The sequence below is a fragment of the Labrys sp. ALF-8 genome, assembly GCF_059699065.1.
Genome location: NZ_AP048537.1, coordinates 2,881,420 through 2,904,798 on the forward strand (window position 1 = coordinate 2,881,420; position 23,379 = coordinate 2,904,798).

20 protein-coding genes are annotated in these 23,379 nt (G+C 64.7%); 13 read left to right on the forward strand and 7 right to left on the reverse strand.

The genetic code is table 11. The annotated features are described in order from the left end of the window. Nucleotides 1–43: 43 nt before the first annotated feature. The 6 genes from AC6H34_RS13235 to AC6H34_RS13260 all read right to left on the reverse strand — a co-directional run bounded on the left by AC6H34_RS13235 (nucleotide 44) and on the right by AC6H34_RS13260 (nucleotide 6,504). On the reverse strand, nucleotides 44–1,525 hold the full coding sequence (locus tag AC6H34_RS13235) for an HAL/PAL/TAL family ammonia-lyase (protein WP_497539089.1): 1,482 nt from the start codon (nucleotides 1,523–1,525) through the stop codon (nucleotides 44–46). A 166-nt stretch (nucleotides 1,526–1,691) separates the two neighbouring features. Beyond that, nucleotides 1,692–2,474 (reverse strand): ABC transporter ATP-binding protein, encoded by a 783-nt coding sequence (locus AC6H34_RS13240; protein ID WP_448149520.1) that lies wholly within the window; start codon nucleotides 2,472–2,474, stop codon nucleotides 1,692–1,694. 11 nt (nucleotides 2,475–2,485) lie between these two features. Beyond that, nucleotides 2,486–3,208: an ABC transporter permease gene (locus AC6H34_RS13245; RefSeq protein WP_448149519.1), complete on the reverse strand. Its 723-nt coding sequence runs from the start codon at nucleotides 3,206–3,208 to the stop codon at nucleotides 2,486–2,488. Nucleotides 3,209–3,215: 7 nt separating this feature from the next. Continuing rightward, nucleotides 3,216–3,971: an ABC transporter permease gene (locus AC6H34_RS13250; RefSeq protein WP_497539090.1), complete on the reverse strand. Its 756-nt coding sequence runs from the start codon at nucleotides 3,969–3,971 to the stop codon at nucleotides 3,216–3,218. A gap of 238 nt (nucleotides 3,972–4,209) precedes the next feature. After that, complete coding sequence (locus AC6H34_RS13255) at nucleotides 4,210–5,067, reverse strand: transporter substrate-binding domain-containing protein (RefSeq protein ID WP_497539091.1); 858 nt, start codon at nucleotides 5,065–5,067, stop codon at nucleotides 4,210–4,212. Between the two features lie 42 nt (nucleotides 5,068–5,109). Continuing rightward, a complete protein-coding gene (locus AC6H34_RS13260; RefSeq protein WP_497539092.1) occupies nucleotides 5,110–6,504 on the reverse strand; it encodes a formimidoylglutamate deiminase in 1,395 nt (464 codons plus the stop codon). 113 nt (nucleotides 6,505–6,617) lie between these two features. On the opposite strand from AC6H34_RS13260, the gene hutC reads away from it, so the two are divergent. From hutC to AC6H34_RS13315, 11 genes are all read left to right on the forward strand, one after another. Beyond that, nucleotides 6,618–7,412: a histidine utilization transcriptional repressor HutC gene (hutC, locus tag AC6H34_RS13265; protein ID WP_497539093.1), complete on the forward strand. Its 795-nt coding sequence runs from the start codon at nucleotides 6,618–6,620 to the stop codon at nucleotides 7,410–7,412. Between the two features lie 152 nt (nucleotides 7,413–7,564). Continuing rightward, nucleotides 7,565–9,238, forward strand: a complete 1,674-nt coding sequence (gene hutU / locus AC6H34_RS13270) for a urocanate hydratase (protein WP_497539094.1) — start codon at nucleotides 7,565–7,567, stop codon at nucleotides 9,236–9,238. Nucleotides 9,239–9,907: 669 nt separating this feature from the next. Next, nucleotides 9,908–10,852 carry an acetamidase/formamidase family protein gene (locus tag AC6H34_RS13275; RefSeq protein WP_448149513.1) on the forward strand — a complete coding sequence of 315 codons (945 nt, stop codon included), beginning with the start codon at nucleotides 9,908–9,910 and terminating at the stop codon, nucleotides 10,850–10,852. Nucleotides 10,853–10,911: 59 nt separating this feature from the next. Continuing rightward, nucleotides 10,912–11,802: a proline iminopeptidase-family hydrolase gene (locus AC6H34_RS13280; protein WP_448149512.1), complete on the forward strand. Its 891-nt coding sequence runs from the start codon at nucleotides 10,912–10,914 to the stop codon at nucleotides 11,800–11,802. Between the two features lie 48 nt (nucleotides 11,803–11,850). Beyond that, nucleotides 11,851–13,530, forward strand: a complete 1,680-nt coding sequence (locus tag AC6H34_RS13285) for an ABC transporter substrate-binding protein (RefSeq protein WP_448149511.1) — start codon at nucleotides 11,851–11,853, stop codon at nucleotides 13,528–13,530. A gap of 181 nt (nucleotides 13,531–13,711) precedes the next feature. Then, nucleotides 13,712–14,752, forward strand: a complete 1,041-nt coding sequence (locus AC6H34_RS13290) for an ABC transporter permease (protein WP_448149510.1) — start codon at nucleotides 13,712–13,714, stop codon at nucleotides 14,750–14,752. A gap of 3 nt (nucleotides 14,753–14,755) precedes the next feature. Then, on the forward strand, nucleotides 14,756–15,727 hold the full coding sequence (locus AC6H34_RS13295; RefSeq protein WP_448149509.1) for an ABC transporter permease: 972 nt from the start codon (nucleotides 14,756–14,758) through the stop codon (nucleotides 15,725–15,727). A 1-nt stretch (nucleotide 15,728) separates the two neighbouring features. Next, nucleotides 15,729–16,769 carry an ABC transporter ATP-binding protein gene (locus AC6H34_RS13300; protein WP_448149508.1) on the forward strand — a complete coding sequence of 347 codons (1,041 nt, stop codon included), beginning with the start codon at nucleotides 15,729–15,731 and terminating at the stop codon, nucleotides 16,767–16,769. Beyond that, entirely contained in the window at nucleotides 16,766–17,776 is a 1,011-nt protein-coding gene (locus tag AC6H34_RS13305) for an ABC transporter ATP-binding protein (RefSeq protein WP_448149507.1), read from the forward strand. The genes AC6H34_RS13300 and AC6H34_RS13305 overlap by 4 nt, the downstream gene beginning before the upstream one ends. Before the next feature lie 83 nt (nucleotides 17,777–17,859). Beyond that, nucleotides 17,860–19,026: an ATP-grasp domain-containing protein gene (locus tag AC6H34_RS13310; RefSeq protein ID WP_448149506.1), complete on the forward strand. Its 1,167-nt coding sequence runs from the start codon at nucleotides 17,860–17,862 to the stop codon at nucleotides 19,024–19,026. Nucleotides 19,027–19,029: 3 nt separating this feature from the next. Then, nucleotides 19,030–19,782: an esterase family protein gene (locus tag AC6H34_RS13315; RefSeq protein WP_497539095.1), complete on the forward strand. Its 753-nt coding sequence runs from the start codon at nucleotides 19,030–19,032 to the stop codon at nucleotides 19,780–19,782. A 66-nt stretch (nucleotides 19,783–19,848) separates the two neighbouring features. Here the strand turns inward: AC6H34_RS13315 and AC6H34_RS13320 are convergent, their stop codons facing one another. Continuing rightward, entirely contained in the window at nucleotides 19,849–21,357 is a 1,509-nt protein-coding gene (locus AC6H34_RS13320) for an MFS transporter (RefSeq protein ID WP_497539096.1), read from the reverse strand. 215 nt (nucleotides 21,358–21,572) lie between these two features. Here AC6H34_RS13320 and AC6H34_RS13325 point away from each other — a divergent pair, with 215 nt between their 5' ends. Continuing rightward, nucleotides 21,573–22,493, forward strand: coding sequence for a LysR family transcriptional regulator (locus AC6H34_RS13325; protein WP_497539888.1), 921 nt, complete (start codon nucleotides 21,573–21,575; stop codon nucleotides 22,491–22,493). Between the two features lie 162 nt (nucleotides 22,494–22,655). After that, complete coding sequence (locus tag AC6H34_RS13330) at nucleotides 22,656–23,132, forward strand: VOC family protein (RefSeq protein ID WP_497539097.1); 477 nt, start codon at nucleotides 22,656–22,658, stop codon at nucleotides 23,130–23,132. The last annotated feature ends 247 nt before the right edge of the window (nucleotides 23,133–23,379 follow it).

Consider the following 23,379-nt stretch of genomic DNA (forward strand, 5'->3'; position numbering starts at 1 on the left):
TTGGGAGCGCCTTGGGCGGACAGCATGTCCTCGCATCCGGGGCCTATGCGGTTCCCCGCCGCAGGATGCCGCGGGCGATCTCGATATCGCCGGCCAGGGGGCGGTCGTCGCGATAGGGCGGCAGGGCGCTGCGGATGTCGCGATAGAAGGCTTCCGTGCCGGGCGCACGGGCGTGACCGCCTTGCTGAAGGTCGTAGGCCTGTGCGTTGGCGATCAATTCGATGGCGAGGATATGCTCGGCATTGTCGAGGATCTGCAGGGCCTTCAGGGCCGCGGGCGTGGCGTGGGTGAGATGGTCCTCCTGCAGCCCTGAGGTGATGCCGCCGTCGAGGCTGGCGGGGCTGGCGAGGCGGCGGTTGAGCGCCGCCAGCGAGGCTGCCGTGTACTGCGCGATCATGAAGCCGGAGGCGACACCGCTGTCGGCCGCGAGGAAGGCTGGCAGGCCTGAGACGTGCGGATTGACGAGCCGATCGATGCGGCGTTCGGCCATGGCGGCGAGTTCGGCGATCGCGATGCCGGCCGTGTCCATCGCGAGTGCGATATGCGGGGCTACGGCGTGAGCCTCGGAATAGACTTGCGGCGCCTGCGGCGTGCCCATGACGGCGGGATTGTCGGTGACGGATGCGAGTTCGCGGTCGACGGCCAGGCCGATACCGGCGAGGGCGTCGCGCACGGCTCCGTGCACGTGCGGCACGGCGCGCAGGCTGAGCGGGTCCTGCGTCTGGCGGCCGGCGGCCGCGGCGAGGATGGCGCTGCCTTCCAGCAGGGCACGAAGCCGGCTTCCCGTCTCCTGCATGCCGTCCGAGACGCGCAGCGCGAGCGATACGGCGTCGAAGGCCACGGGTTGGCTGCGCAGATTCTCGAAGCTCATGGCTGCCGCCACGTCCGCCCAGCCGAGGAGCCCGTGCGCGCGGGCCAGCACCAGGGCCGAGAGACCCGTGACGCAGGGTGAGCCGTTGACGAGGCTAAGGCCTTCCTTGGCCTCCAGCACCAGCGGTTCGCGGCCGATGCGCGCGAGCGCCTCGGCGCCCGTGAGGCGCTGGCCGTCATGCACCGCGAAGCCCTCGCCGATCAGCACCAGGGCGATATGCGCCATGTGGCTGAGATAGCCGACCGAGCCGAGCGAAGGCACTTCGGGAATGCAGTCATGAGCCAGCAGGGCAAGCATCTGCCCCACCACGGCCGGGCGCACGCCCGAATGGCCATGGGCATAGTTGTTGATGGCTGCGGCGATGATCGCCCGCGTCTCGACCCCGGCGAGCGAGGAGCCGACACCGACGGCATGGCTCATGACGATGTTGCGGGAGAGCTGCTGTTGCTTCGGCCGGTCGACGATGACGTTTGCCAGCCCGCCGACGCCGGTGTTCACGCCATAGGCGAGGATACCCTTCTCGACGATGGCATCGACGATGGCACGGGCCTGTGCCAGGCGCTGCCATGCGGCATCCGAGAGGGTGAGGTGCTCGCCATTGGCGACGGCAGCTGCCTGCTGCCAGGTGAGAGGACGATCGAGGACAATGGACATGAAACGAGACTTGACGTGAAGGGACGCGCGATCGACGGGGCGACTTGAAGAAAAGAAACTCGGACTCGCGGGGCGGGGAGATCTGTGCGTCATTCCGGACGACCGGCGAGGGCCCTGTTCACAGAGACCGGCTCATCGGCAGGAATGACGCTGCGATTTCAGGGCCCTAGTGGTGGTGCTGGTTCGAGATGAATTGCTTGAAACGCTCGGACTTCAGCTCCTTGAAGAGTTCGTCCGGCGACCCGTCCGCTTCCACCTCGCCCTTGTGCAGGAACATCACGCGATTGGAGACGTTGCGGGCAAAGCCCATTTCATGGGTGACCACCAGCATGGTGCGACCCTCTTCGGCGAGGCCGCGCATCACGCGGAGCACTTCGCCCACGAGTTCGGGATCGAGCGCGGATGTGGGCTCGTCGAAGAGCATGACCTTCGGCTTCATCGCCAGGGCACGGGCGATGGCGGCGCGCTGCTGCTGGCCGCCCGACATGTGCGAGGGATAGTAGTTGCGCCGCTCGGCCAGGCCCACGCGCTCCAGCAGTGCCTCGGCCTCGGCGATGCACTCGGCCTTGGGGCGCTTGAGCACATGCACCGGACCCTCGATGAGGTTCTCGAGGATGGTCATATGGGACCAGAGATTGAAGCTCTGGAACACCATGCCGAGCTCGGAGCGGATGCGGTCCACCTGCTTGCCGTTGGACGGCTCGAGATGGCCCGCCTTGTTGCGGCGCATCTCGATCTTCTCGCCGGCGACGATGATCTCGCCCTCGTCCGGCGTTTCCAGGAGATTGATGCAGCGCAGGAAGGTGCTCTTGCCCGAGCCGGAGGCGCCCAGGATCGAGATCACGTCGCCCTGGTGGGCGTCGAGCGAGATGCCCTTCAGTACTTCGTGATTACCGAAGCTCTTGCGGATGTTCGTGACGCTGAGCGCGATTTCAGGAGATGCGGCCATGAGAGGTCCTTTCAGCCGACGATCTTGCGAGGCGTCTGCGCACTGGGCGGCATGACGCGCAGATGGGGGGAGAGGATACGCTCGACCCAGCCGAGCAGCAGGATGATGACGAAGCCGACGGCAAGGTAGACGATGCCGGCGAGGGCGAGGGTCGCCACCTCGTGAAGGGTGCGCCGGCCGATGGCCTGGGCAACGCCCGTCATTTCCACCACCCCGATCAGTCCGGCCAGGGAAGTGGATTTCAGCATCAGCACGACCTCGGTCGAATAGGCGGGCAGGGCCTGCCGCAGGGCGATCGGGGCGATGATGCGCCGCAGCAGCTTGAAGCCCGACATGCCGATGGCACGGGCCGCCTCGATCTCCCTGGCGGGAACGGCCAGGAGGCCGCCGCGGAAGATCTCCGCCGAATAGGCGGCCGTGCACAGGGCCAGGCAGAGCACGGCGGTGCCGAAGCGGCTCGCAAGAACCCACCACATCGGCGGCAGGTGGAAGAACTGGAACTGCGCCAGGCCGTAGAAGATCAGGAACATCTGGATCAGCAGCGGCGTGCCGCGGAAGAAGAAGATGTAGGTCTTGGCGAAGCGCGAGAGAAACCGGTTGGGACTCATGCGCATCCACAGGAGCAGGACCGCGAGCACCGCGCCGATCGGCACCGAGAGCACGAAAAGCAGCATGGTCGTCGGCAGGACGGTCAGGATCTGCTGGAAGCTGGTGACGAGGAAATTCGTGTCCATGCCGCACCTACATCCCAACCGGACGGCGGAAGCTCTTGGCCACGCGCCGCTCGCCGGCATCGAAGATCCGTGTCGAGAAGCTCGTCAGGACCAGATAGAGGCAGGCGCCCACGATGAAGAACATGAAGAACTGCTTGGTCGAGCCGGCCGCCTTGTTGCTGGCATTCATGATCTCCACCAGGCCGGTGACGGAGATCAGGGCCGAATCCTTGACGCTGAGCTGGAAGACATTGCCAAGGCCCGGAATGGCAAAGCGCATGATCTGCGGGGCGATGATGCGCCGGAACCGCATGAAGCGCGGCATGCCGATGGCCCGCGCCGCCTCGACCTCGCCCCTGGCGATGGCCGTGTAGGCACCGCGGAACACTTCCGCCTGGTAGGCCGCGGAGATCAGCCCGACCCCGAGCGCTCCGGCGAGGAAGGAGTTGATGATGTTGCTGTCGCCAAGCCCTAGGGCAGCGATGCCGTTGCCGATGACGTCGACCACCTTGCCGAAATAGACCATGTAGATGATGAGCAGTTCAGGCGCGCCGCGCAGGACGATGGTGTAGATGTTGCCCACGAGCTTCGCGACGGCGGTGTCGGAGAGCTTGGCCCAGGTGACGAAGGAACCGACGATGGCGCCGATGACCATGGCGGCGACCGTCACGGCGACCGTCATGGCTGCGCCGCCCAGCAGGAAGAGGCCCCATCCGGTCTGGCCGAATCCGAGCACCGAGCCGAGATAGGCCAGCCGGTCTGCTACAGTGCTGAAAAAATCCACGTTTCGGCTCTCCTCTCAGGATGGGCCATGAAGTCGCGCGTCCTGCAACGCGAGGTTGCCGATGCAAGATGCGGGCCGTGGCAACGCCGGACGGAACGTTCCGCCCGCGCCGGAGGGGCCGCCATGCTGTGATCGGGCCAGGCGGCGTGGACGAGAGGGGGCTGTCCGATCCTCAGACCGTTCCCTCGCCCTGCAGGAAAGCCCTTCCCTGCGGGGGAAGGGCTGCGCATTCGGAGGATCAGGACCCCGAGGCCGGGGTGACGTCCAGTTTGAACCACTTCAGCGACAGCTTCTTCACCGTGCCGTCGGCAATGGCCTCGCCGATCGCCTTGTCCCACATGTCGCGCAGGTCGGCATCGGACTTGCGGAAGCCCGGGCCGATGCCCTTGCCCCAGATCACGCCGGCGATCTGCGGACCCACCAGGGTCATCTGGTCATTGCCGGGCTGGGCGAAGGCGGAGGTGAAGTAGGTGTCGTCGTCGAAGGCGACGTCGATGCGGCCGGCGGTGACGTCGAGGTCATGTTCGGGCGCGGTCTTGTATTCGGTGATGGTGGCGACGTCGCCGAAGTTCTTCTTGACGAAGTCGGTGTAGACGGTGGCTGTCTGGATGCCGATCGTCTTGCCGGTCAGCGCCTTGCGCAGGATATCGACCGTCGGCTTGTCATGGGCGGCGTCACCCGTCAGCGTCACCGTGGTGCCGGTGCCTTCCATCTTGGCGAGGTCGCTCGACTTCAGGCCCGCGAAGCCGGCCGGGGTCTGGGCGTAGGGACGGGAGAAGGCGATCTGCTCCTCGCGCTCCGGCGTGATGGACATGGCGTCCATGATCACGTCGAACTTGCCGGCGTTGAGGCCGGCGATCATGCCGTCCCAATCCTGCGCGATGAACTTGCACTCGACCTTCATGCGGGCGCAAAGGTCGTTGGCAAGGTCGATTTCATAGCCGTCCATCGTGCCGTCTGGCTTGGTCAGGTTCCAGGGCGCATAGGCGCCTTCCAGACCGATGGTCACGGTCTTCCAGTCCTTGGCCTGCACCGCCGGCGCTGCCACGAAGGTGGCAAGTGCCAGCAGAGCCGTGGAGAGAAGGGTCTTCTTCATCGTTTTGTCCCCTGTGGGTTTGGTCATTTGTCCGGCTCGCCTTCAGCGGCGGGCCAGATTGCGGATCGCGGTCTTGAAGGCCGCGTTGATGTCGTCGTCTTGTTCATGGCGCCTGTCGCGAATGCGCCACTGCCCTCCCACCATGACATCGCGCACGGCCCGGTCGCCGAGCGCAAACAGCCAGCGATCGACAATAGCGTCATCCCGCGCGCTGTCCATGAATGCATCGTCGCCATCCAGGACGACGAGGCTGGCGATTTTGCCGGGCGCGATGGCGCCGATGGGCTGGCCGAGTGCCTGCGCGCCGCCCGCCAGGGCTGCGTCATAGATGTCGCGCCCGACGGAACGATGCGGGCCGTTGGCAAGGCGATTGCGGCGCTCGTCGCGCAGGCGCTGCGAATATTCGAGCGTGCGCAGTTCTTCCACCACGCTGGGCGAGACATGGCTGTCGGTGCCGATGCCGAGCCGCCCGCCCTCGGCGCGATAGGTCACCGCCTCGAAGATCCCGTCGCCGAGATTGGCTTCCGTGGCCGGGCACAGACCGGCCACGGCGCCGCTCGCCGCCATGCGTCCGATTTCAGCGGGATCGGCATGGGTGGCGTGGATCAGGCACCAGCGCTCGTCGACCGGCATGTGGTCGAACAGCCACTGCATCGGGCGCTTGCCGCTCCAGGCAATGCAATCGTCCACTTCCTTTTGCTGCTCGGCTATGTGGATGTGCAGCGGCCCGTTCTCGGGCAGGCCAGCGAGCAGTTCGTTCATCTCCTCGGGCGTGGCGGCGCGCAGGGAATGGAAGGCGTAACCGAGCGTCGCGCCGGCCTCGGCGCAGGCAGGACCGAGTTCCGCCATCAGCCTCTCGAAGCCGTCGATGCCGTGGATGAAGCGTCGCTGGCCCTCATGCGGAGCGACACCGCCGAAATTGGCGTGGGCATAGAAGACGGGCAGCAGCGTCATGCCGATGCCGCTCGTGCGCGCGGCTGCGAGAATGCGCTTCGACATCTCGGCGCGGTCGGCATAGAGGGAACCGGACTTGTCGTGGTGGAGATAGTGGAATTCGGCGATCGAGCCGAAGCCGGCCTTCATCAGGTCGACATAGAGCCTGGTGGCGATCGCCTGGGCGTCCTCGGGCGTGATCTCGCCCACCGTGCGGTACATCTCCTCCCGCCAGGTCCAGAAGCTGTCGCTGCCCGCGCCGGAAACCTCGGCGAGGCCCGCCATGGCGCGCTGGAAGGCGTGGGAATGCAGATTGGGCATGGCCGGAAGCACCGGGCCGGCCGCGATCTCAGCGCCGCTGGACGGAGCATCCGGGGTGACGGTGGCGATCGTGCCTGTTCCGTCGATCTCGATGTGCACATCCTCGGCCCAGCCATGGGGGAGAAGGGCCCTGCTTGCGTGCAGGGTGCGAGCGCTCTGGAGTTGGGGGCGGGAATCGGGCATGTTTGGTACCGATGTCTGCTCAACTTGTATGTATAAGTGGTATACATAAATTTTCAGCGGGCGCAAGCGCATTGAGATATCGACGTGACGCTTTTTTGAAGGGTGGCGCAAATATGAGCATGGTGCCGGAAAAGAAGCCCGAGGTCGGCGCTACCCCGCTCTATGCCGAGGTCAAGCAGCATATCCTGGCGCGCGTGCGCAGCGGGGAGTGGCCGCCCGACTTCCGGATTCCTTCCGAGAGCGAACTGGTCGAGCAGCTCGGCGTCAGCCGCATGACCGTGAACCGCGCCCTTCGCGAGCTCAGCCTCGAGGGCGTGCTGGTGCGAATGCAGGGGCGGGGCTCCTTCGTGGCGGGCGGCAACAGCCGCTCCGATGTCTTCGCGGTGACCAATATCGCCGACGAGATCCGGGCGCGCGGCCATGACTACAGCGCGCAGGTCTTGCTGCTCGACACGCTGAAGGCGACGCCGGACGTGGCCGATTTGCTGGAATTGCCGATAGGAAGCCCGATTTTCCACTCCATAATCGTGCATTGCGAGAACGACGTGCCGGTCCAGCTCGAGGATCGCTTCGTCAATCCGCTGGTTGTGCCGCACTATCTGGAGGCCGACTTCTCCCGGTTGACGCCGAATGAAGTGCTGAGTGCTGTCGTGCCCTGGAGCGAGGCGGAGCATCGTATCGAGGCGGTGCTGCCGCAGCCCTGGGAGAGCAAGCTGCTCGCCATCTCGCGCGCCGACCCGTGCCTTCTCATCCGCCGCCGGACCTGGGCGACGGGCTGGATCGGCGGGCCGGCTCCGGAAGGAGAGGAGGTGGATCCTCCCGATCATGTCGTGACCGCGGTGCGATTGTTGCTTCCTGGCGGCCGGTACCGGATCGAGAACAGACGACAGTCGAACCGGGTGGGATAGGTGAGATGTTCCGGGGTGCGCGCCGGCCTCTTCCTTCCTGGCATGCGCGACGGTTTCAGGAGCCTACGGGGGGGCGATGGTCTCAGGAAGGCCTTGACAATGGGCCTGTTTGTTGCCTAACTTGTATATACAAATCATGAGAGGCTCTATACATGCTTAGCAATGCCCGTTTCCGTGATGTCGAAATCCGCGCCCCGCGTGGTCGTGAGCTCAATGCGAAGAGCTGGCTCACCGAAGCGCCGCTGCGCATGCTCATGAACAACCTGGATCCCGATGTCGCCGAGAATCCCAAGGAACTCGTCGTCTATGGCGGCATCGGCCGCGCCGCGCGCGATTGGGAGAGCTTCGATACCATCGTCCGCACCCTGAAGGCACTGAACAACGACGAGACGCTCCTAGTGCAGTCCGGAAAGCCGGTCGGCGTATTCAGGACCCACGCCGATGCGCCGCGCGTGCTGATCGCCAATTCCAACCTCGTGCCTCATTGGGCGACCTGGGAGAAATTCAACCAGCTCGATGCCGAAGGCTTGATGATGTACGGCCAGATGACGGCCGGCTCCTGGATCTATATCGGTTCGCAGGGCATCGTGCAGGGGACCTACGAGACCTTCGTCGAAGCGGGCCGCCAGCATTATGGCGGCGACCTCTCTGGCCGCTGGATCCTCACCGCCGGCCTCGGTGGCATGGGCGGCGCCCAGCCGCTTGCCGCCACCATGGCCGGCGCTTCCATGCTCGCGGTCGAATGCCAGCAGATTAGCATCGATTTCCGCCTGCGCACCCGCTATGTCGACGTGCAGGCCAGGGATCTCGACGATGCCCTCGCCATCCTGGAGAAGGCCAAGGCCGAGAAGAAGGCCGTGTCCGTCGCTCTGCTCGGCAATGCCGCCGAGGTGCTGCCGGAACTGGTGCGCCGCGGTGTGCGGCCCGACATGGTCACCGACCAGACCTCCGCTCACGACCCGCTGAACGGCTACCTGCCCATCGGCTGGAGTTGGGCCGAATACAAGGATCGTGCCCGTACCGAGCCAGCGCATGTCGTCGCCGAGGCCAAGAAGTCGATGGCGATCCATGTGCGCGCCATGCTCGACTTCCAGAAGATGGGCGTGCCGACTTTCGATTACGGCAACAATATCCGCCAGATGGCCAAGGAAGTCGGCGTCGACAACGCCTTCGATTTTCCGGGCTTCGTGCCGGCCTATATCCGTCCGCTGTTCTGCCGTGGCGTCGGGCCCTTCCGCTGGGCCGCCCTGTCGGGCGATCCCGCCGACATCGCCAAGACCGACGCCAAGGTCAAGGAACTGATCCCAGACGACAAGCACCTGCACAACTGGCTCGACATGGCCTCCGAGCGCATCGCCTTCCAGGGCCTGCCGGCGCGCATCTGCTGGGTGGGCCTCGGCCAGCGCCATAGGCTTGGCCTCGCCTTCAACGAGATGGTTCGCACGGGCGAACTCTCGGCGCCGATCGTCATCGGCCGGGACCATCTCGACAGCGGGTCCGTGGCGTCGCCCAACCGTGAGACCGAATCCATGCGCGACGGCTCGGATGCCGTGTCCGACTGGCCGCTGCTCAATGCCCTGCTCAATACAGCCTCCGGCGCGACCTGGGTGTCGCTGCATCACGGCGGCGGTGTCGGCATGGGTTTCTCGCAGCATTCGGGCATGGTCATCGTCTGCGACGGCACCGAGGACGCCGACCGCCGCCTCGCCCGCGTGCTGGTCAACGATCCCGGCACCGGCGTGATGCGCCATGCCGATGCCGGCTACCAGATCGCGATCGATTGCGCGAAGGAGCAGGGACTGAACCTGCCGATGATAAACAAGTAAGCCCGGAAGCGCCGGCTCTCCAGCCGGCCTCCTTCCTTGCCGGGGAGCTTGCAACCGAAGTGCCTGTCCCCGGGGCGGCACTTCTTTCTTGCGCGTTCCGCCGCGAAGCCGGCGTTCATGGTGGCAGAGCCCAAAACCACCCGAGCCGCAATTGCTGAATAATTGAGCACATCAAGGTGCCGGCCAGGGCGAGAACGCACCGCTCAGGGCCCTGTGCTCCCGGCGCGGAAGCGCCACTCGATGACAGCACTTGTGCTTGAGCTTCCAGCATAAATTGTCTGAGGAATGATGTCCGTCATTCTCCCGATGCGCGGCTCCCGGTCTCTCCCCGACGGCCGGCCGGCCCGGATTGTCTGCGCAAGAAACGGGCGGTCGGGAAATAATTTTCACCACAGGGGGTGATTGACGAAAGCCGGAAGCCGTCGCACGCTCGGTGAAACCGGTTGCGGCAGCAGCGTTTCTGGCTGTTCGATCTCGAGAAGACCGGTCTTGAGGTTCGTGTCATGTCTTCATCGCGGGCGAGTGACCATCACCGATGGCGCCGAAACAGGGACGTGCATGGTCCCCTGTCCACGACCTTGCTGCGAAGATCTGAGCGCCCGCGACGACGAAGCTGAACCCTTCTTTTCCTCCCCTCGGTTCAATTCCTCCCAGCCGGCGTTTCGTCCCATGTGCAAAGCCTGCGACTACACCATCCACGGACGCAACCATCATTTCGGCTGGGACAGGGCAAACGCCCCGGTTCTCACCATCGAGCCCGGCAAGACCATCGAGTTCGAATGCCTCGACAGCTCGGGCGGCCAGCTCACCCCTTCCAGCAAGCTCGATGACGTCTCCCGCCTCGATTTTGCCCGGATCAACCCCGTCACCGGACCAATCCGGGTGGAGGGCGCAAGACCCGGCGACGCACTGAAGGTCACCATCGAAGCCTTCAAGCCCTCCGGCTTCGGCTGGACGGCCAATATTCCCGGTTTCGGGTTGCTGGCGGATCAGTTCAAGGAAACGGCGCTGCAGTTGTGGAGCTATGACCGCGACACCCTGAGCCCTGCGGCCTGGTCGCCCTGGGCCAAAGTCCCGCTGAAGCCCTTTGCCGGCACGATCGGCGTGGCGCCGTCCGCCCCCGGCACGCATTCCGTGGTGCCGCCGCGCCGTGTGGGCGGCAATCTCGATATCCGCGATCTTGCTGCCGGCACCACGCTCTATCTGCCGATCGAGGTAGACGGGGCGTTGTTCTCCGTGGGCGACACCCACGCCGCGCAAGGTGATGGCGAGGTTTGCGGCACCGCCATCGAGAGCCCGATGAACGTCGTACTGACGCTGGATCTCGTGAAGGACGCCAATCTTGCCTTTCCCCGTTTCACCACGCCGGGGCCGGTGACGCGTCACCTCGATGCCGCTGGATACGAGGTGACGACGGGTATCGGCACTGACCTTTTCGAGGGCGCCCGCGCCGCCGTCGCCCAGATGGTCGACCTTCTGTCGACCCGCACCGGGATGCCCGCGGTGGACGCCTACATGCTCGCCTCGGTGTGCGGTGACCTGCGCATCAGCGAGATCGTCGATCAGCCCAACTGGGTGGTGTCCTTCTACTTTCCGCGAATTGTCATCGAGTGATCGGCCAGGCCCGGCCTGCCGTACCCCGTTCCTGCCCGTTGTCCTGGAGACGAGACCCCGTGAATGTCATTGAAGGCTACGCGCCCTATGGAGACTACCAGACCTGGTATCGCATCACGGGCGATCCCGGTTCGGGCAAGCCGCCGCTCTTCGTGCTGCATGGCGGTCCGGGCTGCACGCATGACTATGTCGATTCCTTCAAGGGTCTGGCCTCGGGTGGGCGCGCCGTCATCCACTACGACCAGGTCGGCAATGGCCGCTCGACCCATCTGCGCGACAAGGGAGCCGATTTCTGGACCGTCGAGTTCTTCAAGAAGGAACTCGACAACCTGATCGATCATCTCGGCGTCCGCGACGCCTATCACGTGCTCGGCCAGTCCTGGGGCGGCATGCTGGGTTCCGAATTCGCGGTGACGCGGCCCAAGGGGTTGGTCTCCCTGGTCATCGCCGACTCGCCGGCCTCGATGGAGCTATGGCTCAGCGAGGCCAACCGCCTGCGCGAGGAACTGCCACCGCGGGTGCAGGCAACGCTGCTGAAGCATGAGGCCGCCGGTACCACCGACACCAAGGAGTACCAGGACGCGGTGAAGGTCTTCAACGAGAAGCACGTCTGCCGCGTGGTGCCGATGCCGGACGAAGTCGCCCGCACCTTCGCGGCCATCGATGAAGATCCGACGGTTTACCACACCATGAACGGGCCGAGCGAATTCCATGTCATCGGCACGCTGAAGACCTGGTCGGTCATAGACCGCCTGCATGCCATCGATGTTCCCGTGCTGCTGATTTCGGGGCACTATGACGAGGCGACGCGCAAGACCGTGCAGCCCTATGCCGACAACATTCCCGATGTACGCTGGCACATCTTCGAGCACTCCAGCCACATGCCTCATGTCGAGGAGACCGAACTGTGCCTGAAAGTGGTGGGGGATTTCCTCGCCGAGAACGACTGACGTCCATTCCATCCAAAAGTCTTCCAGATCGCAGGGGATCTTCCAGCCATGACCAGAGCAAGACGCCTACCGACGCTAGCGACCCTCGCCCTCGCCGCCACGGCGTTGACTGCGGGCCTTGGCAGCACCGCCCATGCCGATGATGCGGCCCATCGTGGCGGCGTCATGCGTCTGGTCACCAACGCGGCCGAAGGCACCGCCGACCCGCATATCAACTACACCCTCAAGAACTGGCAGGTGTTCCAGTACGTCTATGACGGCCTGGTGGCCTTCAAGAAGGCCGACGGTCCCGACAGCTTCACCATCGTGCCCGACCTGGCCGAAGCCGTGCCGACCCCCCAGGACGGCGGCAAGACTTATGTCTTCAAGCTGCGAAAGGGCATCAAGTTCTCCAACGGCAAGGAGGTCGGCGTCGATGACGTCGTCGCTTCCTTCCGCCGCATCTTCAAGGTATCGAGCCCGACTTCCGGCTCCTTCTACAACGGCATCGTGGGGGCCGACGCCTGCCTGAAGACCGCCGATACCTGCACGCTCGACGGGGGCGTGGTGGGGGACGCGGCGGCCGGTACGGTGACCTTCCACCTGGTCGCGCCCGACGCCGAGTTCATGTACAAGCTCGCCGTCCCGCACGCCTCGATCCTGCCGGCGGACGCACCCACCAAGGATGCCGGCACCACGCCGATCCCCGGAACCGGCGCCTATGTGATTGCCAGCTACGATCCCAACAGCCGGATGAAGCTGGTGCGCAATCCCAACTTCAAGGAGTGGAGCGCCGACGCCCAGCCGGACGGCTTCCCGGACGAGATCGACTATGATTTCGGCCTCACCGAGGAGGCTGCCATCACGGCCGTGCAGAACGGCCAGGCCGACTGGGTGTTCGATCCCCCGCCCGCCGACCGCCTCAACGAACTCGGCACGAAATATGCGAGCCAGGTGCATGTCACGCCGCTGACCGCCTTCTGGTACGCCCCGATGAATACCAATCTGCCTCCCTTCAACGACGTGAGGGTACGCAAGGCCCTGAACTACGCCGTCGACCGTGACGCGCTCGTCGGCCTGTTCGGTGGCGCCCAGCTCGCGACGCCCACCTGCCAGATCCTGCCACCGAACTTCCCCGGGCATGTCGACAGCTGCATCTACACCAAGGATCCCGGCACCGACTGGTCGGCTCCCGATCTCGACAAGGCCAAGGAACTGGTGAAGGAGTCCGGCACGGCCGGCCAGAAGGTCACCATCATCACCGAGGACACGGCGGTATCCAAGGCCGTCGGCACCTATTTGCAGAGTGTTCTGAACGATCTGGGCTATGACGCCAGCGTCAAGCCGATCTCCTCCAACATCCAGTTCACCTATATCCAGAACACCAACAACAAGGTGCAGATCAGCGTCAGCCAGTGGTACCAGGATTATCCGGCCGCTTCGGACTTCCTCAACGTGCTGTTCGGCTGCGATTCCTTCCATCCCGGCTCGGATTCCTCGATCAACATCTCCGGCTATTGCGACAAGGACTTCGATGCCAAGATGAAGGCGGCGATGCTCCAGGGCGTGACCGATCCGGAGGGCGCCAACAAGGAGTGGGCGAAGCTCGATGCCGAACTGATGGACAAGGGCGCCCCGGCCGTGCCGCTGTTCACGCCCAAGCGCGTCGATTTCGTCTCCTCGCGCGTCGGCAATTTCAAGTTCTCGCTGGAGTTCCAGTGGGTCTTCCCGCAAGCCTGGGTGAAGTGAGGCCTCGGGCGGAAGCCCAGTGGAAGGAAACCCGGGTCCCTTCTCCACCACCGCCAACGGTAAGCGGGTGGAGAAGAGGGCATGATGCCATGAGCCTCCCTCCCCGCAGAGGGGAGGGGCGCGATTGGTGGCGCGCTCGGAATATCTCTTGCGGGCGTCTGCGCAGAACAAGGAACGCCCATTGACGGCAGAGGCGGATATCTCACAGGACAGCCCGGCGGAGCGTACGGGCATCCGCGAGAGGTCGGGCCAGGGACCCTGGGTCCGGGCGGGGCGCAAGCTCATGCGCGACCGCGCGGCGGTGATCGCAGGCATCGGCTTCCTCCTGATCGTGCTGATGTGCCTGCTGGCGCCCCTCTATGCCAGCCAGATCGCCAAGAACGATCCCTTCCGTTCCAATCTCTCGGGCAAGATCCTCGTCGACGGCAAGCGCGTGCCGGTGATGCAGCCCTCCACCGAGGGGCTCGGCCTCGGCGTGACGCCGATCGGACCGACGTGGAGGGGGGCCTATTTCCTCGGTGCGGACGGACAGGGCCGCGACGTCTTCGCCCGCCTTCTCTATGGCGGACGCAACTCGCTGCTGATCGCGGGCGCGGCGACGATCCTCTGCCTGGTGCTCGCCGCCTTCTGCGGGGTGGTCTCCGGCTTCGCAGGCGGCGTTGTCGATATCGTGCTGTCGCGCTTTCTCGACCTGCTTTGGGCCTTTCCTGTCTATCTCCTGGCGATTTCGCTCTCGATCGTGCTGATCAATCAGTCGCTGGTCATCGGCCCGTTCACGATCGGCTCGGGCAGCCTGCTGCTGCCGATCGTCATCATCGGCGTGATCTACGTGCCGTATGTGGCGCGGCCGATCCGCGGGCAGGTGCTCTCGCTCAAGCACAGCGAGTTCGTGCTCGCCGCCGAGGGGCTGGGAATACCGCGCTGGCGCATTCTCCTGCGGGACATCCTGCCCAATGTCTCGACCACGCTCATCGTCTTCATGCCGCTGATGATGGCGCTCAACATCGTCACCGAATCCTCGCTCTCCTTCCTTTCCGTGGGCGTGCAGCCCCCGGATGCGAGCTGGGGTACCGTCATTCAGGACGGGCTTTCGCTGCTCTACACGCGTCCCGCGGTTTCGCTGGCGCCGGGCATCGCCATCGTGCTGACCGTGTTGACCCTCAACGTCCTGGGCGATGGCGTGCGCGATGCGCTCGACCCCCGCGCCAAGTTCAGGGGCTAGGCCATGCTGCTCTTTCTCGCCCGCCGCCTCCTCCAGATGATCTTCGTGATGTTCGGTGTCAGCGTCATCGCCTTCATGATCTTCTTCGCCACGCCCGGGTCCGATCCCGCCGCCCGGATCGCTGGCCGCAATGCCTCGCCGGAGACCGTTCTGGCGGTCCGCAAGGATTTCGGGCTCGACCGGCCGCTGCCGGTTCAATACGCGCTCCTGATGAAGCGCCTGTTCGTCACCGGCGACCTGAACTCCTTCGTGAACCGGGGCGAACTGGTCGTGCCCCAGATCATCGAGGCCACCCCGATCACCCTCTCCCTGGTGTTCGGGGCAGCGATATTGTGGGTGGCGGGCGGCCTGCTGGTCGGCGTCTTCGCCGCCGCCACGCGCGGCACCATCGTCGATACGCTCCTGATGATCCTCGCCCTCATCGGCGTCTCCATGCCGGTCTACTGGTTCGGCGAGGTGCTCAACCTGCTCACGCAGAAGACCTGGCACGACACATGGGCGTTCAGCTGGGTGCCGGGCCTCGGCTACAAGCCGCTGACGGAGGATCCGTTCGGCTGGTTCAAGACCATGATCATTCCCTGGTTTTCGCTGGCGGTGCTCTATGTCGGCATTTATGGCCGCGTGCTGCGCGCCAATCTGGTCGAGGCCTATCAGGAGGACTTCATCCGCACCGCCAGGGCCAAGGGCCTCGGGCCCGCACGGGTGATGATCCGCCACGCCCTGCGCACCTCGCTGATCCCGTTCGTGACCATGTTCGGCCTCGACTTCGGCGCCCTGATCGGCGGCACAGCGTTGCTGACCGAAGTGGTGTTCGGCCTCAACGGCATCGGCCGTCTCACCTATCTCGCCCTGCTGACCCTGGACCTGCCGATGATCCTGGCCAACGTGATCTATGCCTCGTTCTTCGTGGTGGCCGCAAACGCCCTGGTCGATGTGGTGTATGCTCTGCTCGATCCGCGCGTGAGGACTGCCTGACATGACGCAACCCGCCGGGATCCAGCCCGACAAGACGCTGCTCGACGTTTCCGGTCTCACGGTTTCCTTCGCCACGGAACGCGGCAAGGTCACCGCCGTCAACGATGTGTCCTTCCAGATCGGCGAAGGCGAGATCGTCTCGATCGTCGGCGAATCTGGCTCGGGCAAGACCGTTTCGCTGCTCAGCATCCTGGGCCTTACCGACCGGCGCACCACGAAGATCGAAGGCTCGGTGCTGTTCCGGGGCCAGCGCATACTCGAAATGTCGGATCGCGAGATGCGCAGGATCCGGGGCCGCGATATCGGACTGATCTCTCAGGATCCGATGACGGCACTGACGCCGGTCTACACCATCGGCTGGCAGATCGCCGAGCAGATCCGCGCCCATGAGAGCATCTCGCCGCGCGCCGCGCGCCTTCGCGCCATCGAGTTGTTGGGGGAGGTGGGCTTGCCGAGCCCCTCCACCATGGTCGATCGCTATCCGCATCAACTGTCGGGCGGCATGCGCCAGCGTGCGGTGATCGCCATGGCCCTGTCCTGCAATCCGGCGCTGCTCGTCGCCGACGAACCGACGACCGCGCTGGACGTGACCGTTCAGGCTCAGGTGCTGGAGTTGCTGAAGAGGTTGCGCCGGGATTTCGGCTCCTCGATCATCCTGATCACGCACGACATGGGCGTGGTCGGCGAGATGGCCGACCGCGTGCTGGTGATGTATGCCGGCCGCGTGGTGGAGCAAGGGCACACGAAGGATATCTTCGACGATCCCTGGCACCCCTACACCTGGGGGCTGCTGGCTTCCATCCCGCCCCTGCGGGGCGAAAGGCCGGCACGGCTCACCTCGATCCCCGGCACGCCGCCCTCGCCGGCCAACCTGCCGCCGGGATGCGGTTTCGCGCCTCGCTGCCGCTGGCGGTTCGAACCCTGCTCCACCGTGCCGCCGCGCCGGACGGAGGGCGATCGCGCCTCGCTCTGCTTCATCGCGCCGGAGCAGCGTGAAGCCTTGCGTCGGACCGTGCTGCCTCTGCAGGGGAGCGCCGCATGAACGCCTTCTCGCCCCAGCCGGCCATCCCGCCCCGCATCCTCGATGTCCTCAATCTGTCGAAGTATTACAAGATCGGGCGCACGATGCTGCCGGGGAGCGGCAGTCTCGTGCGGGCCGTCGACGACGTCTCCTTCTCCGTCACCGAGGGTGAGACGCTGGGACTGGTCGGGGAGTCCGGCTGCGGCAAGTCCACGCTCGGGCGTTGCATCACGCGGCTCTACGACGTGACCGAAGGTCGGTTGATGGTCGAGGGCGTCGACATCACCCATGCGGGACGGAAGGAACTACAGCCCTTCCGCCGCAAGATGCAGATGATCTTCCAGGATCCTTCGGCTTCTCTCAATCCGCGCCGGCGTGTGGGCGACCTGATCGCCGAACCCTTGCGCGTCCACCGCATCCGGCCGCCCGGCCAGATCGATGCGCGGGTCCGCGAGTTGATGGGCCTCGTCGGCCTGCCGGCCGAATATGCGGACCGCTACCCGCACGAGTTTTCGGGCGGCCAGCGCCAGCGTATCGGCATCGCACGCGCCCTCGCCATGGAACCGCGCCTGATCGTGGCGGATGAGCCCGTCTCGGCGCTCGACGTCTCCGTGCAGGCTCAGATCGTCAACCTCTTCGCGGATCTGCGCGAGCGCCTGGGACTGACCTATATCTTCATCGCGCATGACCTCAGCGTGGTCAGGCAGGTATCCACCCGCACGGCGGTGATGTATCTCGGCTCCATCGTCGAGATCGGTCTCACCGACACCGTGTTCGACAGGCCCGCCCATCCCTATACCGAGGCCCTGATCTCGGCCATCCCGGAACCGCGGCGGGCAGGGCAGGGCAGGCGCGAGCGCATCATCCTCGAGGGCGAGGTGCCAAGCCCCGCAAATCCTCCCAAGGGATGCAAATTTTCCACCCGCTGCCCGGCCGTTGCCGACCGCTGCCGAACCGAGCGTCCGACCCTGCGTCCGCTGGCGGATGGACGGAGCGTCGCTTGCCACTTTCCCCGCGTACCGGCCTGAAGGATCTGCGAAGACTCCCGGGCTTCAGTTTAGGCCGCGCATGCTGTAAGCGGAATCGACCTCTCCCGCCTGGAGCTTCTGCCGTGAAGTTCGTGTTCTTTTCCCCGCATTTTCCAACGAATGGGGCGGAGTTCTGTGACCGCCTGCGGCAAGCTGGCGCCACGGTGCTGGGTATCGGCGACGCGCCCTATGATCATCTCGCGCCCAGGCTGAAGGGAGCTCTCAGCGAGTATTATCGCATCGCCGATATGGCGGATGAGGATCAGGTGCTGCGCGCCATGGGCCATTTCATCCATCGCTGGGGGCGTATCGACCGCTTCGAGTCCCTCAACGAGCACTGGCTCGAGCTGGATGCGGGTATCCGTACCGACTTCAACATTCCGGGCATCCGGCGCGATTTCGTTGAGAACCTGAAGCACAAGTCGAAGATGCGCGAATTTTTCGACAGGGCGGGAATCGAGACCATCCGGCAGGTGAAATATGTCGACCGCGCCGGCGTCGAGGCCTTCGTCGGCAGGGTCGGCTATCCGGTCGTCATCAAGCCGGACCAGGGATCAGGCGCCAGCAACACGGTGAAGCTGGCTTCGCCGGAGGATCTCGATGCCTTCGAGAAGTCGAAGGTCGCCGGCGTCAGCTATGTCTGCGAACAATTCATCGATGGCATCATCCTGACCTATGACGGGCTGGTCGACCGGGATGGGCGCATCGTTTTTGCCGCCAGCCACCGCTTCGAGCAGAGCATCATGGGAGTGGTGAACGCAGACTCACATCTCAACTACTATTGCCTGCCCTCGATCGATCCGGAGGTGGAGAAGGCCGGGCGCGCTGCCATCGCGGCTTTCGATATCCGCGAGAAGTTCTTCCACATCGAGTTCTTCCAGACCCGGGCCGATGGGCGCATCGTCGCGCTGGAGATCAACATGCGCCCGCCCGGCGCCTGGATGACGGATGCCATCAACTACGCCTATGACATGGACGTCTATCGCGAATGGGCGCAGATGGTGATGGGCAACAAGGCTGGCGGTCCCTTCAAGGGGCGTTATTTCGTCGGCTATGCAAGCCGGAAGAACCATATAAGGTATGTCAACGACCATCAGGCCATTCTTGATGCCCATGGAGGCAATATCGTGCATTTCTCGCCGATAGAGGACGTATTCAGCAGGGCAATGGGCAATTTCGCCTATCAGTTCCGGTCCGAGGATTTCGACGAGGTGAAAGCGATAGTGCAATTCATCCAGGCTACGGAGTAGGCGTTGCAGATCGAGTATAACAAGCGGTTCAGCCATCACCTCGGGCGGGAGATGGAATTCAAGATCTACGGCCACGCAGGCCGCCCGGTGCTCGTGTTCCCCACCTCGAACGGCCGCTTCTACCAATATGAGGATTCCGGCGGCATCGGCGCGCTGGCCGACCGCATCGAGGCCGGGGAGCTTCGGGTGTGGACGGTCGACGGCATCGACGGCGAGAGCTTCTTTTCCGGCAGTCACGACCTGCAGGGCCGCATCGGCCGGCACGAGGCTTATTTCCGCTATGTGCGCGAGGAGTTGCTGCCGGAGATCCTGCATGAGGGCGGACGCAAGCCGATCCTCTCCGGCTGCTCGATGGGCGCCTTCCACGCCAGCAATTTCCTCTTCCGCTTTCCCGACTGGGTTGCCGGCGTGGTGGCGCTGAGCGGGGTCTATTCCACGCGCCATTTCTTCGGTGCGGCGCTGGACGGCCAGATCTACTTCAACTCCCCGCTCAACTACCTGCCCGGTCTGCCCGATGGCGAGACGCTCGATCGAATCCGGTCTCGCCGCCTGTTCTTCTGCTGCGGCCAGGGCGCCTGGGAACAGCCTATGATCGAGGATACAGGACGCCTCGATGCCGTTCTGCGCGATAAGGCCATCCCGGCCTGGGTGGACTTCTGGGGCCACGACGTGAGCCATGACTGGCCCTGGTGGCACAAGCAGATCGCCTACTTCTTCGACAAGTGGCTCGATGCGGACAAGGCGCGGCCGATCTGAGCGGATGCAGCGGAGTTGATTTCAAGTCCCACAGGGAGGCTCCGGTCCGACAGGGCTTCACATGGCTCAGGCTCCTTCCGTGCAGGCCTTTGCCGCGCGCCCTTCGCCCAGGAAGGTGAATACCACCAGGGCCGTCACCACCGTGATTCCGGCGAGAAGCAGGAGCAGACTCGAAAAGGCGGCGCCATAGCCCCGGATCAGGGCTGCGTGTGTCAGGTCGGGCAGGAGAACGGCTGCGCCTGCCACGTCGCCGGTCACCAGCCTCTGAGCCCCCTCGCGGGCATGGTCGCCGGCTAGATGCGAAGCCGTGAGGGCGGATAACACGGCACTCACGACGGCGAGCGCCACCCCCTCGCCAGCAACACGCACCGTGGAAAAGATGCCGGTCGCCATGCCGGCCCGCTCGCTTGGGACCACCGAGACCGCAAGCCCGTCCATCAGGCCCCAGGGCAGGCTGATGCCCGCGCCGATCATGGCCATGGGCGGCAGCATGGCCAGCACGTTCCCGCCGGCCGGCAGGAAGCTCAGCCAGAATAGGCCTCCGGCCGAGAACAGCAGGCCGCCGCCCGATATCGCGGCGGGCGACAGCCACCGCGTGAGCCAGCCGGCGACCAGCGGGAGCACGAGCAGCGGCGCGGAAAGGGCCATCATCAGACGGCCGGCATCGATTTCGCCGACGCCCTCGATGCCGACGAAGCGGATCGGCAGCAGGATGAGCAGAACCACGAAGGCATAGGCGGGCGAGGCTGCCAGCAGTTGGACCCCGACGAAGCGGGCATAGCGAAACAGCGTGAGGTCGAGCATCGGGCGTGCGACACGGGTCTCGATCACGCCGAAAAGGCCGAACAGCGCGACCGAGCCGGCAAGCAGGCCGATGACCAGGGGATCGGTCCATCCGCTTTCGGGGGCCTGCAGCACGCCATAGGTGAACAGGGTCAGTGCCAGCGTGAAGCTGACGGCACCAGGCCAGTCCAGCCCGGCAGCCTGGGGATCGCGCGATTCCCGCAGCACGGCGATGCCGATGACGAGGGAAAGCGTGGTGAGGGCGACGGTGACCAGGAAGATGCTCGGCCAGCCGAAGGTTTCGCTCATCAGCCCGGAAGCAATGGGCCCGAAGGACAGGCCGGTGCCGAAGCTGGCGCCGACAATACTGAAGGCTCGTGTTCGGGCCGTTCCGTCGAATTCCTGCGCGAGAGCCGCCATGCCGCCAGCGAAGGCGGCGGCCGCCGCAAGGCCCTGGGCGGCGCGCAGCAGGTCGAACACGAGGATGGAGCGGGCTTCGATCAGGGCCAGCGACGTGAGGGCGAAGGCGCCCACGCCGACGATGAAGATACGCTTGCGGCCATAACTGTCGGAGAGCGCTCCCGCGGCCATGAGGGCGCTGCCGAAGGTCAGCATGAAGGCATTGGTCACCCAGTTGAGGGCGACGGGACTGCCGCCGAGGCTCCTCGCGATCGCCGTGAGCGCCACGGCGGGGCCGGTGAAGGTCAACGGCATGCTCACCGCCGCCAGGCAGACGGCGAGAAGAATGAGCGCCTTGCTGGCCGCGCTCCCGGCCATTGTCGTATCTGTCATGATGGATGCTCGAGAGGGGAAGGCCTTCGGGGCAGGCCGGCCGTAGCGCCGCGCAAGTCCGTTCAGTCAATCTAGACGCGCCGCATTGGGTGGAAAATCAGGCCTTCCTTCCGATGATATCGGAAAATAATTCCGCAATTGAAGGTCTGCCGGACTGGCCTGGAGTCATGACGCGCCCCAACTGGATGCTATCGCGTTTTCTGGAGGAGGCAGGAATGGACAGGCATGGCACGATTCAGGCGTTCGTGCGCACTGCGGATCTTGGCAGCTTCGCGGCGGCGGGGCGTGTGCTGGGCCTTTCCGCCTCGGCGGTCGGCAAGTCCGTGGTGCGGCTCGAGCATGAACTGGGCGTGCGGCTGTTCCAGCGCTCGACGCGCAGCATCCGCCTGACGGAAGAAGGCCGCCTGTTCCACGAGCGCTGCCGGCGCATCCTCGATGATCTCGACGACGCCTGGGCCACCGTCGTCGGTGCCGGTGAGACGCCGCGTGGAAAGCTGCGCGTCTCGACGCCCATCGTCACCTATCACCTGCTGATGCCGGTGCTGCCCGAATTCACGCTGCTCTATCCGGAGATCGAACTCGATCTCGATTTCAACGACAGGCTGGTCGACTTGATCGAGGAGGGCGTCGACATCGCCATCCGTAGCGGCGACCTGCCGGATTCCCGGCTGATGTCACGCGTGTTCTGTCGCTTTCAGCATCTCCTCTGCGCTGCACCCACCTATCTGGCCAGGTGCGGTGTGCCGCAGCGCGTGCGCGACCTCGACCACCATTGCGCGATCCAGTTCCGCCTGCCCAATAGCGGCAAGCTCCTCGAATGGCCACTGCTGCTCGATGCAGGCGAGGCGGAGCCACGCATTCGCACCGTGTTTACCTGCAACAACATGGAGGCGTTGCGTGGCGCCACGCTGGCGGGGATCGGTATCGGCTGTATGCCCGACTTCATCGTGCGCGATCTTCTGGACGGCGGCACCCTGCAACTCATACTGCCGGAGCATTTGGGCGGTGGGGGCCAGTTCAATCTGCTGTGGCCCTCGAACCGCCAGCTCTCACCGAAGGTACGGGTATTTGTGGACTTCATGTACAGCCGTCTGGTCGAGCGGAGCCACGACCGGATGAATCATGCAACCTCATGACGGAGTTGGCCTTTTGAAGGTCGATCGTACACGATCATATCGTACGAAGGGCGAGCCCGCAGATGAGCATCGCAAGAAATTTATGCCGTGGCTGTCGGAGCCGGCCTGTGGCCCGCGTCCTCTGGACATCAGGCAGCTCATGCCGATGCAAGGGAGCAGTCAATGTCGAAGATTACGCCATGCCTGTGGTTCAACGGCAATGCCGAGGAGGCCGCAAATTTCTATGTCTCCATGGTGCCCAATTCCCATATCGATCATGTCCAGAAGGATGTTAGGGAGAGTGCGGACGGCAAGTCCGACAAGGTGCTGCTGGTCGAGTTCACCATCGCGGGCCAACGCTTCAGGGCGCTGAATGGCGGCATGAACTTCGAATATACCAACGCGGTCTCCTTCTATATCGACTGCGCCGACCAGGCCGAGATCGATCATCTGTGGGGCAGGCTTGGCGAGGGTGGCCAGGAGATCCAGTGTGGCTGGCTCAAGGACCGCTACGGTATTCCCTGGCAGATCGTGCCTGCGGACATCGTGAAGATGCTGGGCGACCCCGATGCCGCCAAGGGCGCGCGCGTCATGTCAGCAGTGATGAAGATGGTCAAGTTGGATATAGCGCAGCTGAAGAAGGCTTATGACGGCGCCTGAGGGCCGAGCGCATGCACGAGCCCGAAAGGCAGATGCGCCGGCATCTCAATGCCGGCATTTCTCATACGCCGCAGCCGCTGCAGCATTAGCGTGACCCGAACGGCAACCCCATCTTTCGACCGGGAGATCCGCGAGCTCCCTCAGGCTCATACCAGCCATACTCGGGTGGTCCAGCGGTTCCGCCGACTTTTCCGGCGGTGCCGTTCGGCCGGCCCAACGCGAGCGAACGATCTGCAATATCCTTGAT